This is a genomic window from Vibrio sp. 10N.247.311.49 (assembly GCF_041467655.1).
Classification (GTDB): domain Bacteria; phylum Pseudomonadota; class Gammaproteobacteria; order Enterobacterales; family Vibrionaceae; genus Vibrio; species Vibrio crassostreae_C.
This window is the reverse complement of record NZ_JBFSVA010000021.1, coordinates 49,384-66,770: the sequence shown is the minus strand read 5'-3', so window position 1 is coordinate 66,770 and position 17,387 is coordinate 49,384. Positions and strand designations below refer to the sequence as shown.

Here is a 17,387-nt window from a genome sequence, read left to right as displayed (position 1 = left end):
AAATAAGAGAAAGGCTATGAAGATCATTATCCTAGGTGCTGGACAAGTTGGCGGTACCCTTGCTGAAAACCTAGTTGGTGAAAACAACGACATCACCATTGTCGACCGTAATGCTGACCGACTTCGTGAACTTCAGGATAAGTACGACCTTAGGGTTGTAAACGGTTATGCCAGCCACCCAAACACACTACGTGAAGCAGGTGCGCAAGATGCCGACATGTTGGTTGCCGTAACCAATATGGATGAAACCAATATGGCTGCGTGTCAGGTTGCTTTCTCTCTGTTTAACACGCCAAACCGTATTGCTCGTATTCGTTCTCCTCAATACCTAGAAGAGAAAGAAGCACTCTTCAAATCAGGTGCGATTCCGGTCGATCATTTAATTGCCCCAGAAGAACTCGTCACTAGCTACATCGAGCGTCTGATTCAATATCCAGGTGCATTGCAGGTTGTGAGCTTTGCTGAACAGAAGGTTAGCCTAGTAGCAGTAAAAGCTTATTACGGTGGACCATTGGTTGGTAATGCACTTTCTGCTTTGCGTGAGCACATGCCGCACATTGATACTCGTGTTGCCGCTATCTTCCGTCAAGGTCGCCCTATTCGCCCACAAGGTACTACCATCATTGAAGCCGATGATGAGGTTTTCTTTGTGGCAGCGAGTAACCATATCCGCTCAGTAATGAGTGAGCTTCAGCGTCTAGAGAAACCGTATCGTCGCATCATGATTGTTGGCGGTGGTAACATTGGTGCAAGCTTGGCAAAACGCCTTGAACAGAGCTACAGCATCAAACTTATCGAGCGCAGCTATACTCGCGCCGAGAAACTATCTGAAGAATTAGAAAACACCATCGTATTCTGTGGTGATGCAGCCGACCAAGAACTGCTGACCGAAGAGAACATCGATCAAGTGGACGTGTTCATTGCCCTAACCAATGAAGATGAAACCAACATCATGTCAGCAATGCTGGCGAAGCGAATGGGTGCCAAGAAGGTAATGGTACTGATTCAGCGTGGTGCTTACGTAGACCTTGTTCAGGGTGGCGTGATTGATATTGCTATCTCTCCACAGCAAGCGACCATTTCTGCGCTGCTTACTCACGTTCGTCGTGCTGATATTGTTAACGTATCATCTCTACGTCGCGGCGCTGCAGAGGCGATCGAAGCCATTGCTCACGGTGACGAAACCACATCGAAAGTGGTTGGCCGAGCGATTGGCGACATCAAGCTACCACCGGGCACCACTATTGGTGCGATTGTTCGCGGAGAAGAAGTACTTATCGCGCACGATAGAACCGTAATCGAACAAGATGACCACGTAGTGATGTTCCTAGTGGACAAGAAATACGTACCTGATGTTGAGTCTCTATTCCAACCGAGCCCGTTCTTCTTATAGCCTTGTTCTCGTAAGTATCTTCTCGCAACCTTCTTCTTGTGAGAACGACGCTCCGGCACAAAGCTGTAATCAATTAAAGCTATGGTCTATTAAGCTATGGTCAACTTTCGTCCGATATTATTAGTGATAGGGTTAGTGTTATCAAAACTCGCCCTTTTCATGTACATCCCCACATTGGTTGCCTTTTTCACAGGCACCGGTGGCTTCCTCGAGTTTGGTCAATCGGTAGTGATCACGCACATTGTGGCGTTCATCTGCTTGAGCTTAGGGCGCTCCGCTAAGTTCCGACTTGGGGTGCGGGACATGTTCCTGATCACCTCTCTGGTATGGACGATAGCCAGTGCCTTTGCTGCACTGCCGTTTGTCTTCATCAACCACATCAGCTTCACTGACGCCTATTTTGAAACCATGTCTGGTATCACCACAACAGGCTCAACCGTATTAAGCGGCTTAGACAGCATGGCACCAAGCATTCTGTTGTGGCGTTCTATATTGCAATGGTTAGGTGGCATCGGCTTCATCGTTATGGCGGTAGCGGTTCTGCCAATGCTCAACGTCGGTGGTATGCGCCTGTTCCAAACCGAATCATCCGACTGGTCAGATAAAAGCAGCCCACGAGCAAAAACGGTCGCGAAGAACATCGTGGCGGTTTATCTGGTTCTGACTGGCTTGTGCATCATTAGCTATCTCTTTGCAGGCATGGGCATCTTTGACGCGATCAATCATGCCTTCACAACACTGTCTACGGGTGGTTACTCAACATCAGATGGCTCGATGAACCACTTCTCTAACAGTGCTCACTGGGTGGGAACCCTGTTCATGTTCCTTGGTGGTCTGCCGTTCCTACTGTTCGTTAGCGCACTGCGTGGCAGAAAACTCTCAATCCTCTACAAAGACGCGCAAGTGAGAGGCTTCACCTATCTATTCTTAGTCACCAGTGCCGTGATATCGACATGGTTGGTGGTTAGAGATGGCTACACGGTCATGGATGCGATGCGTGTTTCGATGTTCAATATTGTGTCAGTCGTAACCACAACCGGGTTTGGCTTAGAAGATTTCACCGCGTGGGGCGCTTTGCCTACCACGCTGTTTGCCTTTTTAATGATGGCGGGCGCGTGCTCAGGTTCAACCTCTGGTGGTATCAAGATCTTCCGCTTCCAGATTGCGATGACCATGCTCCACAAACAAATGATGAAGCTGATTCACCCATCAGGCGTGTTTGTTCAACGCTACAATCAGCGACCTGTGAATGACGATATTGTGCGTTCACTCGTGGCATTTGGTTTGATGTTCTTTATCACGATTATCTTAATTGCAGGCGGCTTGAGCGCGATGGGACTTGATCCTGTAACCAGTATATCTGGCGCTATCACAGCCGTTGCCAACGTTGGTCCTGGTATGGGCAGCGTTATCGGTCCAACCGGGAACTTTGCTCCACTGCCCGACGCCGCTAAATGGTTGCTAAGCTTAGGAATGCTGATGGGGCGACTCGAGATATTGACGCTCATTGTTCTATTTTTCCCAGCCTTTTGGCGACGTTAACCAAGCACAAAATCAAGGAAACACAGATGAAATCATACGTACTTCTCGCTAGCGCATTGCTCGCAAACTCAGTATTCGTAAGTTCTGCCTTTGCTGATCAAATGGTCACCTTGCCTGATGGCAAGCAAGTGTTACTCAAAGATGATTTTACTTGGCAATACGTGGCACCAAAGCAAACGGAAGCAGCAACGACAACATCAGAGACTGCAGCGCCTGTTGTGGCAGTTCCAGTTGCGACTAACGTGCGTGGTACGACGATTGTCGTTGATAGCAAAAAGCCAAGCTTACAGCTATCTCAGTCAGGGGTAGATGTAGTGCTAGGCGCAAGTCACTATGAAGACGGTGAGCTGATTATCCCAACCGCGATTACTAACCAAAGCACACAAGCCGTGATCTTAGTATCGGTAAAACTCGATCTGTATTCAGCAAGCAGTGAATTATTAGAAGAGAAAACGGTAGCCGTTTGGAAATCAATTAAGCGTATGGCTGATACCTACCTTCGACCAAAAACAGATGCCGAAGGTACTTCCATCAAACTAGCGGTTGAACAGCACCCTGAGTACCAAATCAAAGCTGAAATCGTTGAAGTGCTGACTCGTTAAACCGGAGTCACGTACAGATAGATAGCGAAGAAATGGCAAGCGCAGCCCGCCAACACAAACAAATGCCAGATAGCATGATTGTAAGGGATGCGTTTTGCCACATAGAAAATCACACCCAACGAGTAAATCACGCCACCGAGTGCTAGTAGCACCAAACCACCCATCTCGATATTCATCGCCAGTTGATAGACTACAATCAACGACAACCAACCCATCGCTAAGTAAATGAACAGCGATAGACGCTTAAATCGGTAGACGAAGGCAATCTTCATGATGATGCCCACCAGCGCAATTCCCCAGATCACCGCCATCAAGCCCATCGCTAATGGGGTTCTTAAGCCCACCAAGAGAAACGGCGTGTAACTGCCCGCGATCAGCAAATAAATCGCACAGTGATCGAGTGTTTTGAGTAAGCGCTTGGTTTTCTCAGTGGTGATCGAGTGGTACAACGTGGAAGCAAGAAAGAGCAGAATAATACTGCTGCCATACACCGCCATACTGGCAACAGTAAGCATGTCGGCTTGGTAATCAAACGCACGAATCAGTAACAGGACTAAACCAACCACGCCAAGCACAACACCCAAGCCATGGGTTATCGCATTGGCGCGTTCTTCGATGTCACTGTATTCGCTCGCCGATGATGCAGACATGATTATCCTACTAGAGTAAATGTTCGATTTGCCTAGTATTGCACATTAAGCTTACACGTGTAAGCTTAAATTTTTATGACATCTTTTATGACATTAATAACGCCTAAACGGTGTGATGAAGCTAAGGTCTCTAAAGCTACAGAACCAAAGGGCTAACTAAGATGCGTTGTCTAGATACTCAAGTACCATCTTGCCCGCATCTTGTGGTGACGTATCCAATGGCACACTCAATTGACGCTGCAGTTGGCCAATGCCTAACAAGCTCGCCAACATGCCTTTTGCACCATCGCGATTACGGTCTATCTCAAACCACAACTTAAGCTCAGTTTCATCACGATGAGCTACAACCTCAAGCTCACGCCAACGGCCATGATATGGACCAGTGGTAGGAACAAACTCGAACTCTTGAACAAATGGCAGTTCAAAGCCCTCTACTGCTTCGCACTCAACTTGGCGAATACGCAGCCCTTGAGCTTCAAGCTCGTTAAAAATACCATCGAGGAGTGCGTCAGGGCGCACCGTTAAGATGTCTTTATCCGATGGATCAATCGCCATCGCAATATCGAGCCCGGTTTCTAGCCACACCTTTGAATCACCAATCGTGACAGGTGTGTTCAGCGGGACATCAAACTCACATTCAAAATCACGGATTTCACCCGGCTGAATAACAAAGGCATACGGCAGGCTCCATTTGGCCAACGAGTATGTCTGGTGCATTCGACGTGTTTGACCGCCCTCTTGCCTTTGCGAATTCATAGTAATTTCTTTGACGTAACGACAGCACAAGTTGAGATCGATATTGTCGATCTCTTGTGGCTGAGCGCCACCATAGACATGCACAATAATGCTCGCCTTCTTGCCTGGATAAAGCACTTCCTGTTGCAATACAGAATCCACCTTGGCAGATCCAATTCCAAAACTTGCTAACGTTTTCTTTAAGAACGACATATGCACCTCCTTTAAAGCATCATCTTAAGCCTGAAAGAGGTTCAAACTCAAATATACTGCTCACACTATTTTAGCTCTAATATCGTCTATTTATCACTCAGGCGTCGATCGATAACTTAGATAGTGATAATCTAAGCCTTGATATGCATGCATATCATTATCCTGATTTATTCTTCGGATTGGCGAAAGCCAGACGAGTGACGCTTCAAGCAATTGAGGTGGAGCTCATGGTAAATCAGGCCATTAGATTGGCAATGGATATGCCTGACCGTTAGGTAAATTAATGCGCCCAACAGCTGTCAGGTTCTCGCACACCAACCGTAGTGCGATGCGTCGTCGTAGTGGCTTTGTTGCTGCTCCAACGGCTAAGAAATTGGCTCCTACAATGACTCTAGTTGAGAAGACTGCTTTATTAGCACCGACTACAACGAAAGTGATTAAAGCCGCTTAACAAAAAGCGCAGTTTTTACTGCGCTTTTTTCTTGCCCGCTCCCATCTTGAAATGTGTTTACACATTGGTATTCCCTACCCGATTTGATACCTTAGCCACAAATCATTATAAAATTTGTGGAGAAATAAAGTATGAAGTGTCACCGCATTGAAGAACTGCTTGAACTGATGGAGCCTGAGTGGCAGAAAGATCAAGAGCTTAACCTATTAGAGTTCATCATTAAGCTATCAAAAGAAGCGGGCTATCAAGGCAAGCTTGAAGAACTGACTGACGATGTTCTTATCTATCACCTAAAAATGCGCAACAGCGAAAAAGATGAGATGATCCCGGGCCTGAAAAAAGACCAAGAAGATGATTTCAAAACCGCAATTCTAAAAGCACGTGGCCTTCTTTAGTCGCCCGTTAGTTTAGAGCTCAATTGCCGTATAGATAAAACACTCAATTTTAAAAAGCGACCACCAGGTCGCTTTTTTGTTTCTGTTCGCTATTTTTTCGTCACAACTGTTATGACTTTTGTTGTTAAAGGTTGATAGCGTTAAAGAAATGAGAACAAGATTGTCGCTATAATCGCCATCCATAAGAATCTTCTAAAATAATAAGAGTGAGTGCGATAACAACAAATGCACCAAGCTCAATTTCAACAGGTTCTCTAAACCATACTTTCAAGTAATGTCGTCATGCCCGACTTAACCGGGCAAACAAGCCACAAAAAGGATAGTCCATGAGTCAGGATAAAATCGATATCAAAGATGTGACTCCTAAAACCTTTAACCCGAAAACACATAAAGGTAATGGAGATCGATTTAACCCAAGTAACCGAATCTATGTTCGAGAAAGCAAAGGTAAATTCCAACAACTGCGTCGCTATGGCGGTTGGTTCTTACTTTTACTTTTTGCGCTTATCCCATGGATTCCCTTTGGTGAACGTCAAGCGATCTTGCTCGATATCGGCAGCCAACAGTTCAACTTCTTTGGCACCACCTTATACCCGCAAGATCTGACCCTACTCGCGATCCTATTTATGATTGCCGCGTTTGGCCTGTTTTTCATAACCACCTTCTTAGGCCGCGTCTGGTGTGGCTATTTATGCCCGCAAACCGTCTGGACCTTCATGTATATCTGGTTCGAAGAGAAGCTAGAAGGCGCTGCCAATAAGCGAAGAAAACAAGACTCGGGCAAACTGACGAGCAATTTAATCCTCAGAAAAACCCTCAAACACATTGCGTGGTGGGCGATTGCCATTGCGACGGGCTTAACCTTTGTTGGTTACTTCATCCCAATCAAAGAGTTAGTGGTTGGCTTCTTTACCTTTAACTCGTCTTTCTGGCCGGTGTTTTGGGTACTGTTCTTTGCTGGATGTACTTATGCCAATGCGGGTTGGATGCGTTCAATTGTTTGTCTGCACATGTGTCCTTACGCGCGTTTCCAGTCGGCAATGTTCGATAAAGACACCTTCATCGTTGGTTACAACACAGAACGTGGTGAAAGCCGTGGCCCTCGCTCTCGTAAAGCCGATCCAAAAGAGCTTGGTCTAGGCGACTGTATTGACTGTAATCTGTGTGTACAAGTGTGCCCTACGGGTATCGATATCCGTGACGGCCTGCAATACGAGTGTATTAACTGCGGCGCGTGTATTGATGCCTGTGACAACACGATGGAGCGTATGGGCTATGAGAAAGGCCTGATCAATTACACCACCGAGCACAGACTTGAAGGTCACTCGACCAAGGTAATGCGTCCCAAGCTGTTGGGCTATGGCGCTATCTTGATCGTGATGCTGGGCTTGTTCTTCGCCCAAATCGCGAGCGTTGATCCTGCCGGCCTAAGTGTTCTGCGTGACCGAAACCAACTGTTTAGAGTCAATAACCAAGGGTTGGTTGAAAACACCTACACCTTGAAAGTGATCAACAAGACTCAACAAGAGCAAGAGTACAAACTCGGTGTTAGCGGACTGCCCGATTCTATCTGGTATGGTAAACAGACGATTACTGTCGATCCAGGCGAGGTTTTGAACCTACCTATCAGTTTAGGCGCCGACCCAGAAAAACTGAGCTCACCAGTTTCGACAATTCAGTTTATACTCTCGGATAATGAAGAGTTTACGATGGAAGTCGAAAGCCGCTTTATCAAGAAGCTCTGATACCCGCACCTTAGTGCTTGGTATAACAACCCAATAAATGGAAAAAGGCTCAGTAATGAGCCTTTTTTATTCTATGACGATGCAAGCCTTTAACTTTGATAACCTGACTCCTGACTTCATGTGGTACGCACTGGAGAGCATTGGAGTTCGTGCTGAATCCGGGCTTCTCGCTCTCAACAGCTACGAAAACCGGGTGTATCAATTCACCGATGAAGACCGTAAGCGCTACGTCGTTAAGTTTTATCGTCCGCAACGCTGGAACAAGGCACAGATCCAAGAAGAGCATGACTTCGCACTCGAGCTTATCGAGCAAGAGATGCCGGTTGCGCCTCCAATGCGAATCAACGGTGCAACCTTACATGAATACCAAGGCTACCTATTTGCACTATTTGAAAGTGTTGGCGGCAGACAGTATGAAGTTGACAATCTAGATCAATTGGAAGGCGTAGGACGCTTTCTTGGTCGTATTCATAAAGCCAGCGCGGGAAGAACATTCCAGCATCGCCCGACCATCAGCTTAGATGAATACCTTTATCAGCCACGTAAGATTCTAGAGAACTCTCAGTTTATCCCGACGCACCTAGAAAATGCCTTCTTCAATGACGTTGACCTTCTGATCAAAGAGCTAGAGAGCCAGTGGCCGAGCAACATTGAGAATATCCGCCTGCACGGTGACTGCCACCCTGGCAATATTTTGTGGCGCGATGGGCCAATGTTCGTCGATCTTGATGACGCACGTAACGGCCCTGCGATACAAGATCTGTGGATGCTGCTCAATGGCGAGCGCCAAGATAAGCTGATGCAACTGGATATTTTGCTAGAGAGTTACCAAGAGTTTTGCGATTTTAATACCGCACAACTGAAACTAATCGAACCACTACGCGGTCTACGTATGGTGCATTACATGGCATGGTTGGCGAAACGATGGCACGATCCTGCGTTTCCTCTGGCCTTCCCGTGGTTTAATGATCCGAAATATTGGGAGCAACAAGTACTTGCTTGTAAAGAGCAAATTGCTACCCTGCAAGAGCCACCACTTTCGTTAATGCCTCAGTGGTAACAGCAATCGCAACATACAACTAGATAAAAATTCAAACATAATGGAGATTGGATAAATGAAAAAGCTATTCGCATTTTTCTCATTGATCATGTTGAGCCTTACCGCTCACGCTGCGAAATTTAACGAAGGTGAACACTACAAAGTTCTCGACCTAGAAGCATCAAAAAAACCAATGGTGACAGAGTTCTTCTCTTTTTACTGCCCACACTGTAATAGCTTTGAGCCAATCATCCAGCAGCTAAAACAACAGCTACCTAAAGACGCTAAGCTACAGAAGAACCATGTTTCATTCATGGGTGGCAACATGGGTCTGCCAATGAGCAAAGCTTACGCGACAATGATTGCACTGAAAGTTGAAGATAAAATGGTGCCAGTGATGTTTAACCGCATCCACACAATGAACAAGCCACCACGTGATGAAGAAGAACTGCGTCAAATCTTCCTAGACGAAGGCGTTGATGCGAAGAAATTCGATGCTGCGTATAACGGCTTTGCTGTAGATTCTATGGTTCGTCGCTTCGACAAAGCATTCAAAGACAGCGGCCTTTCAGGTGTACCCGCTGTTGTGGTTAACAACCGCTACCTAGTAGAAGCTCAAGGTATCAACTCTCTTGATGAGTACTTCGAGCTCGTGAACTTCTTATTAAAGAAGTAAGCCATTGATGAAAGGAAGCTTCGGCTTCCTTTTTTTTTGCTAGTTCAAAAATCATTATTGATAAATAATTAACCTGGAAGTTTAAAGCTTTACTGCTATTAATAACCCGTCCTAAGAACCGGTGGGCAAGGAGCCCTTGAATGAAAATAAAAATAACTCTCTTGGCATTGAGCGTTGCGGCTTCTCCCGCTTTTGCCAAGCTTGCAGACCAACAAGGTTTCAGTGGTGAAATCTCTCTCAATACCGGGGTTACCTCTTCCACCTCGAACTTTAATACCGATGCTGATAGCAATCTTTCATCCACAGATCAGAAGGCTTCTTCGGAAAGCTCTTTTCTGGTTGCTCCTTTAGGTAGTGTTGCTTATACCTTTGGTGAAAAGCTAAACCATCAGGTATACACAGGTACCGCGCGAGATGATGTAGCAACAGGTACTGTAGTTCTCGAAGTCGGTTACAAATACCAACTTGAGTCAGGCATGGTGATCGACGCTTCACTGCTGCCAACCATTATGTCTGGTGAAACTTGGGCTGATCCATACAACACCACATCAGCTCGCACCAAGACCGATGAAACTGGCAATGCGTTTCGTTTGAAGCTAAGCAACATTGCGGGCTCAGCTTTCTCGCTAGACATGGCCTATGCGACCAAAGATGTCGACAAGGATGATATTCAAGATCAAGAGCTCAAACGAGATGCCAATACTCTCTACTTGAAAGGTCAATATCGCCTGCCACTTAGTCGTACCATGATGCTTATTCCATCCGTCATCTATCAAACACGTGATGCTGATGGTAAAGCTGAATCTTACGACCAATTCGGTGGTGAGGTAAGCTTGTTTGGTGGCATGGGGCGTCACAAGTACGCACTAACAGCGGGTTACAACCAACGCTCTTACGATGCGAGCAACCCGATCTACGACAAGAAACGCAGCGACGACAATATCAACCTATTCGCCGCCTATGAGTATGATCAATTCATGGATTGGGAAAACTGGTCGTTTATTTCACTGGCAGGCTACGGCACCAGCGACTCGAACATTACCTTCTACGACGAGTCTCAATATATAGTTTCAGTTGGCTTGAACTACAACTTCTAACCTTAGCGAGTATGAACTGCAATCCAACGAAAGCCTGCATCTAAGCAGGCTTTTTCTGCTTGCTAGACAGCTTGAGCCGTGAGTTGTTTCAGCAAGCGATCCATCGCGCGATAGCCTAGCGCTTCTGATAGATGTTTCTTTTCGATCTGCTCGTTACCGTCAAGGTCGGCAATGGTTCGTGCCACCTTAATAATTCGATGATAAGCACGAATCGATAAACCCAAGCGATGTAGTGCTGTCTCAAGAAACTCTGCATCTTCGCGTCGCAGTGGGCAATACTTCTCAATTTCTCGGCTACCTAACAGTGCATTCGATTTATGGTTGCGAGATAGCATTAACTCTCGCGCCTGCCTAACCCTTTGCTTAACTACTTGAGTGGTTTCACCGCGATCACCGCCTTCGGCCAACATTCCTTTTGGCAACAGAGGTATCTCCAATGACATATCGAACCTATCCAGCAAGGGCCCAGATAAGCGATTGAGGTAACGCAGGATGATCTGTGGGTTGGCGCGCGCCTGGTTACCTTCGTAATAACCCGTTGGACTTGGGTTAAGTGCACCGACCAATTGAAAACGCGCAGGAAAACGAGTCTTGCCCGCAGCACGGGAGATAATGATCTCGCCCGACTCTAGTGGCTCTCGTAATGAATCAAGCACCTTGCGCTCAAACTCCGGCATCTCATCTAAGAACAATAAGCCGTTATGCGCTAAAGAGATCTCTCCGGGGCGAGGCACCGAACCACCACCCACTAATGCCGCCATTGAACTGGAATGGTGAGGAGAGCGAAAAGGTCGTTGCTTCCAGTTGTATTGATTGATTTCTTGTTGCGTTAACGAGGCCACCGACGCGGTTTCCATCGCTTCGTCATCACTCATTTCAGGTAATAGGTCACGCAGTCGAGAAGCGAGCATAGTTTTTCCGGTTCCGGGTGGGCCAAGAAACAATAAGTTATGATTCCCAGCAGCGGCTATCTCTAGAGCTCGCTTGCCTTGTTGTTGGCCGATAATATCTTGTAGGTCGCGAAGCACTGAAACATCAGCCTGATGATGTTCCGTTCTATATAGCCCAAGCTGAGCCTGTCCACACATGTCAGCACAAACCTCCAACAAGGTTTGTGCAGATTTATGCGCTCCCTTGCCCACCAGCGCAGCCTGATCACCGTTATGATGTGGGACAACTAAGCATCGCTCTACACTGTCGGCGGCTAACGTCGCAGGCAAAACGCCCTTTACCGAGCGAAGTTCTCCTGACAATGCCAACTCACCGATAAATTCATGTTGAGCTATTTTTGATGTCGGAAGCTGATCTGACGCCACCAAAATCCCAAGCGCGATGGGCAGGTCAAAACGGCCACCTTCTTTGGGCAAATCGGCTGGGGCGAGATTGACCGTGATTCTTTTCGATGGAAACTCAAAGCGAGAATTGATGATCGCGCTTCTCACTCGGTCTTTAGATTCCTTGACCGTTGTTTCAGGTAGACCCACCAGCGTGAAGCCAGGCATTCCGTTGCTTATATGCACCTCAACGGTCACTTCTGGCGCCTCTACACCCACACTAGCTCGGCTATGAATTATCGCGAGTCCCATAACTTTCCTTTGTCTTTGATTTAAAAGTATTCGCTCTGGATATTCGTTGCTCACCAAAGCGATAAGGTTGTTATATAGCTTGGTGGAATGGTATTTTAATGTGAAAAAAGAATGACATTTCCCTTGTCATGCGGCAGATTTGTGTGATAACACTAGAGATGTAGACATTTACTGAAGACAATAAACGAGAAAACTCGAATATTATGATTTTTAACGCTCGCATTTACGCACTGATTAACCTGATTATCGTAGTCATTATTAAGACTGCGCGGGGGCGAGTGGGAAGAAAGTAACCACGAATTAGAAAAAACCCCCGCACTGACAAGTCCGGGGGTTTTTTCTAATTTAAACATTCGATTTTTATATTTTTGAGCATTTTCGGCTTTGCCGATTTACAGGAAGAATGGGAGCACAAGATGTGCAGAGACAAAGGAAACAGTTACCAAAATAAAGGTAATACGGGAGAATTCCGATGAAAGGCGCAGAACTAGTCGTATCCGCACTCAAGCAACAAGGAATTGAGACCGTATTTGGTTACCCCGGTGGTGCCATCATGCCAATCTACGATGCACTCTATGACGGCGGGGTTGAACATATCCTATGTCGCCATGAGCAAGGCGCCGCTATGGCCGCGATCGGCATGGCTAGAGCAACACAAGATGTCGCTGTTTGTATGGCAACCTCGGGACCAGGTGCAACCAACCTAGTCACTGGCCTTGCTGATGCCTTTATGGATTCAATCCCATTGGTTGCTATCACAGGTCAGGTTGCAAGTTCCCACATTGGTACCGATGCATTCCAAGAAATGGATGTGATTGGTATGTCTCTGTCATGTACTAAACACAGCTACCTAGTAACTGATATTGAAGAGCTAGCTCCAACCCTCGCTGAAGCGTTTGTGGTAGCAAAGTCTGGCCGCCCTGGCCCGGTTATCGTCGATATCGCTAAAGACGTTCAACTAGCAGAAACACCTGTTAACGCTCTTCCTGAATTTACTCCACCCGCAATTCCTGTTGCGACAACTGATGCCATTGAACAGGCACAGTACTTTTTGTCTCAAGCGACCCGTCCTGTTTTATACGTAGGTGGTGGTGTTCAACTTGCTAAAGCAACCGATGCGGTTCGTGAGTTTTTACGCCTAAACCCAATGCCAGCAGTAAGCACACTGAAAGGCTTGGGCACTATCGAACGTGACGACCCACACTACCTTGGCATGCTGGGTATGCACGGCACTAAAGCCGCTAACCTTGTGGTTCAAGAGAGTGACCTGTTGATTGTTGTCGGTGCTCGTTTTGATGACCGAGTAACTGGCAAACTCGATACCTTTGCGCCGCATGCTAAGGTTATCCATATCGATATCGATGCCGCTGAGTTCAGCAAACTGCGTCTTGCCAATGCGCCAATTCGCGGTGACATCAACAAGATCATGCCTCAACTAGAGCTAAGCCAAGACATCTCCTCTTGGGTTCATCACTCTGAAGGTCTTCGTAGCTCATTCAAATGGCGTTACGACCACCCTGGTGATCTGATTTTTGCTCCACTGCTGTTGAAGCAACTGTCAGACATGATGCCAGCAAGCTCTATCGTATCGACTGATGTGGGCCAACACCAAATGTGGGCAGCTCAGCACATTCAGCCTCGCGATCCACAGAACTTCATTACCTCTGCCGGTTTAGGCACCATGGGCTTTGGCTTGCCAGCTGCAATGGGTGCTTCGGTTGGGCGTCCTGATGACCAATCTATTCTAATCTCTGGTGATGGCTCGTTCATGATGAACGTGCAAGAGCTTGGCACATTGAAGCGTCGTCAGATCCCAGTGAAGATGGTACTGCTTAATAACTCTCGCTTGGGTATGGTTCGCCAATGGCAATCGTTGTTCTTCGATGGCCGCCACAGTGAAACCATCCTAGATGACAACCCAGACTTCGTGATGCTAGCGAAAGCCTTCGATATCCCGGGTAAAACCATCACGCGCAAAGAAGAAGTAGAGCCAGCACTGAAAGAGATGCTAGAAAGCAAAACCGCTTACCTACTTCATGTTCTTATTGATGAAGAAGAGAACGTATGGCCACTAGTACCGCCAGGTGCTTCAAACAGTGAGATGTTGGAGAACACATAACATGAAAAGATACCTATTAGACATCAAAGCCGATGATAAGCCTGTACTACTAGAGCGTGTTCTTCGTGTTATCCGCCACCGTGGCTTTATTGTTAAGCAAGTCGCGGGCACTCAAAACCACGAAAGTAAAGTGGCGAGTGTAGAGATCATTGTAGACAGTGACCGTCCGATCTCGTTCTTGGTAAACCAAATCGAAAAGCTGTGGGATGTACGTACCGTTGACGTTATCTCGATCAGCCGTAATGAACTGCCAAACAACAACTTACAACAAAAGATAAACGCATAAGGAACCGCAAACATGACAGCTAAAACAGCAGACTATATTTGGTTTAACGGTGAGATGGTTCCTTGGGCAGAGGCGAACGTTCACGTCCTGACTCACGCAATGCACTACGGTACTTCTGTGTTTGAAGGTGTTCGTTGTTACAACACACCAAAAGGGCCGGTTATCTTCCGTCACCCTGAACATGCTAAGCGCCTAAAAGACTCAGCAAAAATCTATCGCTTCCCTATTCCTTACACTGAGGAAGAAATTATGGAAGCGACTCGCGAAACGCTACGCCAAAATAAGCTAGAGTCAGCGTACATCCGCCCTCTAGGTTTCGTAGGTAACGTTGGTTTGGGTGTCTGCCCGCCAGAAAATACTGAGATGGAACTGATCATCGCTGCTTTCCCTTGGGGGTCTTACCTAGGCGAAGAAGCACTAGAAAACGGCGTTGATGCAATGATTTCTAGCTGGAACCGTGCCGCTCCAAACACGATCCCAACCGCAGCAAAAGCCGGTGGTAACTACCTATCTTCACTATTAGTTGGTGGCGAAGCTCGCCGTCATGGTTACGATGAAGGCATCGCACTGAGTGTTGATGGTTACCTTTCTGAAGGGGCTGGTGAGAACATCTTTGTGGTACGTAACGGCGTGCTATCCACACCACCAGCGACCAGTGCGATTCTGCCGGGTATAACGCGTGATTCGATCATGACACTAGCAAAAGACATGGGTTATGAGATCCGTGAAGAGAACATTGCTCGTGAAGCGCTATACCTTGCCGATGAAGTATTCATGACAGGCACAGCGGCGGAAATCGTTCCGGTTCGCAGCGTAGACAAAATTACAGTAGGTGAAGGCAAACGCGGTCCTATCACTGAAAAAGTTCAAGCGGCTTACTTTGGTCTATTCAATGGAACCACTGAAGATAAGTGGGGCTGGTTAGACTACGTTTACCCAGCAGACCAAACTTCAGAAAACCAAACGCAAACAACTAAGTAAGCAACAGCCAAATATTTTATAAGGATTTAAGCAATGCCAATCTATCGTTCAGCAACGACTACCCACGGACGCAACATGGCTGGTGCGCGCGCTTTATGGCGTGCAACTGGCGTTAAAGATGATGACTTCGGTAAGCCAATCATCGCAGTTGTAAACTCTTTCACTCAATTCGTACCAGGCCACGTTCACCTTAAAGATATGGGTCAATTGGTAGCAGGTGAAATCGAGAAAGCGGGCGGTATCGCTAAAGAATTCAACACCATCGCAGTTGATGATGGTATCGCAATGGGTCACGGTGGCATGCTGTACTCACTGCCATCACGTGAGCTTATCGCAGACTCAGTAGAGTACATGGTGAATGCTCACTGTGCGGATGCGATGGTATGTATCTCTAACTGTGACAAAATCACTCCGGGAATGATGATGGCTGCAATGCGCCTTAACATCCCAGTGATCTTTGTATCAGGCGGCCCAATGGAAGCAGGTAAAACCAAGCTTTCCGATCAAATCATCAAGTTAGACCTTGTTGATGCAATGATTCAAGGTGCCGATCCAACGATTTCTGATGAGCAAAGTGAGCAAGTAGAACGTTCTGCGTGTCCGACATGTGGTTCTTGTTCAGGTATGTTCACGGCTAACTCAATGAACTGTCTAACTGAAGCGCTAGGCCTATCTCAGCCTGGTAACGGTTCTATGCTAGCAACGCACGCTGACCGTGAAGAGCTATTCATCAATGCTGGTAAGCGTATCGTTGACCTGACTAAGCGTTACTACGAGCAAGATGACGCATCAGCACTGCCTCGTAACATCGCGAACCGCGCAGCCTTTGAAAATGCAATGGCTCTAGATATCGCAATGGGTGGCTCGAGTAACACCGTTCTTCACCTATTGGCAGCAGCTCAAGAAGGTGAAGTCGACTTTGATATGGGTGATATCGACGAGATGTCTCGCCGCGTTCCACACCTATGTAAGGTTGCGCCTTCAACACCTAAATACCACATGGAAGACGTTCACCGCGCTGGTGGTGTTATGGCTATCCTAGGTGAACTAGACCGCGCAGGCCTACTGAACAACCAAACTCGCACTGTACTTGGCCTAAGCATGCAAGAGCAGCTAGCTCAATACGACATCATGCAGACAGAAGACGAAGCGGTACTTAAGTTCTTCCGCGCGGGCCCAGCAGGTATTCGTACCACCAAAGCCTTCTCACAAGATTGCCGTTGGGATCATCTTGATGACGACCGTAAAGAAGGTTGTATCCGTACTAAAGAGAATGCATTCAGCCAAGAAGGTGGCCTAGCCGTACTTTCAGGCAACATCGCCGTTGACGGTTGTATCGTTAAGACAGCAGGTGTTGATGAAGAGAACCTGAAATTCCAAGGTCCTGCTATCGTATTTGAAAGCCAAGATAGTGCTGTTGATGGCATCTTAGGTGGCAAAGTGAAAGCGGGCGAAGTGGTTGTTATTCGTTACGAAGGTCCTAAAGGTGGTCCGGGCATGCAAGAAATGCTTTACCCAACCACTTACCTAAAATCTATGGGTCTAGGCAAGTCTTGTGCTCTATTAACAGATGGTCGTTTCTCGGGTGGTACATCGGGTCTGTCTATCGGTCACGCTTCTCCAGAAGCAGCAAGTGGCGGTGTGATTGGTCTAGTAAACACTGGCGATATCATCACTATCGACATCCCTAGCCGTTCGATCACACTTGATGTGCCTGAAGCTGAACTAGAAGCGCGTCGTGTTAAGCAAGACGCACTAGGCTGGAAACCAGAAAACCGTCAGCGTGAAGTGTCTTTCGCACTGAAAGCTTACGCAAGCATGGCGACCAGTGCCGACAAAGGCGCCGTGCGTGATAAGTCTAAGCTAGAGGGCTAGTC

The 17,387-nt window shown here is 47.1% G+C and carries 16 protein-coding genes; 13 read left to right on the top strand and 3 right to left on the bottom strand.

The genetic code is table 11. The annotated features are described in order from the left end of the window. Positions 1–16 precede the first annotated feature (16 nt). From trkA to AB6E54_RS17940, 3 genes are all read left to right on the top strand, one after another. Positions 17–1,393 carry a Trk system potassium transporter TrkA gene (gene trkA / locus AB6E54_RS17950; RefSeq protein WP_004735766.1) on the top strand — a complete coding sequence of 459 codons (1,377 nt, stop codon included), beginning with the start codon at positions 17–19 and terminating at the stop codon, positions 1,391–1,393. A 96-nt stretch (positions 1,394–1,489) separates the two neighbouring features. Continuing rightward, the gene (locus tag AB6E54_RS17945; RefSeq protein WP_017077319.1) at positions 1,490–2,935 is read left to right on the top strand and encodes a TrkH family potassium uptake protein; all 1,446 of its coding nucleotides are present in this window, start codon (positions 1,490–1,492) and stop codon (positions 2,933–2,935) included. A gap of 26 nt (positions 2,936–2,961) precedes the next feature. Continuing rightward, positions 2,962–3,537, top strand: a complete 576-nt coding sequence (locus AB6E54_RS17940) for a DUF3157 family protein (protein ID WP_102331968.1) — start codon at positions 2,962–2,964, stop codon at positions 3,535–3,537. On the opposite strand, the gene AB6E54_RS17935 is transcribed toward AB6E54_RS17940, so the two are convergent. Next, positions 3,534–4,187 carry a hemolysin III family protein gene (locus AB6E54_RS17935; protein WP_102331969.1) on the bottom strand — a complete coding sequence of 218 codons (654 nt, stop codon included), beginning with the start codon at positions 4,185–4,187 and terminating at the stop codon, positions 3,534–3,536. The two genes, AB6E54_RS17940 and AB6E54_RS17935, sit on opposite strands and share 4 nt — an antisense overlap. Before the next feature lie 156 nt (positions 4,188–4,343). Then, positions 4,344–5,135 carry a sporulation protein gene (locus AB6E54_RS17930; RefSeq protein ID WP_372106615.1) on the bottom strand — a complete coding sequence of 264 codons (792 nt, stop codon included), beginning with the start codon at positions 5,133–5,135 and terminating at the stop codon, positions 4,344–4,346. A 283-nt stretch (positions 5,136–5,418) separates the two neighbouring features. On the opposite strand from AB6E54_RS17930, the gene AB6E54_RS17925 reads away from it, so the two are divergent. From AB6E54_RS17925 to AB6E54_RS17900, 6 genes are all read left to right on the top strand, one after another. Next, on the top strand, positions 5,419–5,586 hold the full coding sequence (locus AB6E54_RS17925) for a hypothetical protein (protein ID WP_004739323.1): 168 nt from the start codon (positions 5,419–5,421) through the stop codon (positions 5,584–5,586). A gap of 131 nt (positions 5,587–5,717) precedes the next feature. Continuing rightward, a complete protein-coding gene (locus AB6E54_RS17920; protein ID WP_009848104.1) occupies positions 5,718–5,981 on the top strand; it encodes a YihD family protein in 264 nt (87 codons plus the stop codon). A gap of 326 nt (positions 5,982–6,307) precedes the next feature. Continuing rightward, positions 6,308–7,726 (top strand): cytochrome c oxidase accessory protein CcoG, encoded by a 1,419-nt coding sequence (gene ccoG / locus AB6E54_RS17915; protein WP_017058780.1) that lies wholly within the window; start codon positions 6,308–6,310, stop codon positions 7,724–7,726. 73 nt (positions 7,727–7,799) lie between these two features. After that, a complete protein-coding gene (locus AB6E54_RS17910) occupies positions 7,800–8,786 on the top strand; it encodes a serine/threonine protein kinase (RefSeq protein ID WP_017058781.1) in 987 nt (328 codons plus the stop codon). A 55-nt stretch (positions 8,787–8,841) separates the two neighbouring features. Beyond that, entirely contained in the window at positions 8,842–9,441 is a 600-nt protein-coding gene (locus AB6E54_RS17905) for a thiol:disulfide interchange protein DsbA/DsbL (RefSeq protein WP_017063015.1), read from the top strand. A 140-nt stretch (positions 9,442–9,581) separates the two neighbouring features. After that, positions 9,582–10,538, top strand: coding sequence for a DUF2860 domain-containing protein (locus AB6E54_RS17900; protein ID WP_102331970.1), 957 nt, complete (start codon positions 9,582–9,584; stop codon positions 10,536–10,538). Positions 10,539–10,600: 62 nt separating this feature from the next. On the opposite strand, the gene AB6E54_RS17895 is transcribed toward AB6E54_RS17900, so the two are convergent. Next, complete coding sequence (locus tag AB6E54_RS17895) at positions 10,601–12,124, bottom strand: YifB family Mg chelatase-like AAA ATPase (protein WP_017058783.1); 1,524 nt, start codon at positions 12,122–12,124, stop codon at positions 10,601–10,603. Between the two features lie 472 nt (positions 12,125–12,596). On the opposite strand from AB6E54_RS17895, the gene ilvG reads away from it, so the two are divergent. From ilvG to ilvD, 4 genes are read left to right on the top strand one after another with little or no spacing between them, the layout of a single operon-like run. Continuing rightward, the gene (gene ilvG, locus AB6E54_RS17890) at positions 12,597–14,243 is read left to right on the top strand and encodes an acetolactate synthase 2 catalytic subunit (RefSeq protein WP_371721167.1); all 1,647 of its coding nucleotides are present in this window, start codon (positions 12,597–12,599) and stop codon (positions 14,241–14,243) included. Between the two features lies 1 nt (position 14,244). After that, entirely contained in the window at positions 14,245–14,529 is a 285-nt protein-coding gene (ilvM, locus tag AB6E54_RS17885) for an acetolactate synthase 2 small subunit (protein ID WP_017055442.1), read from the top strand. Positions 14,530–14,541: 12 nt separating this feature from the next. Beyond that, positions 14,542–15,510, top strand: a complete 969-nt coding sequence (locus tag AB6E54_RS17880; protein WP_017063017.1) for a branched-chain amino acid transaminase — start codon at positions 14,542–14,544, stop codon at positions 15,508–15,510. 33 nt (positions 15,511–15,543) lie between these two features. Next, complete coding sequence (ilvD, locus tag AB6E54_RS17875; protein WP_372106612.1) at positions 15,544–17,385, top strand: dihydroxy-acid dehydratase; 1,842 nt, start codon at positions 15,544–15,546, stop codon at positions 17,383–17,385. Positions 17,386–17,387 lie beyond the last annotated feature (2 nt).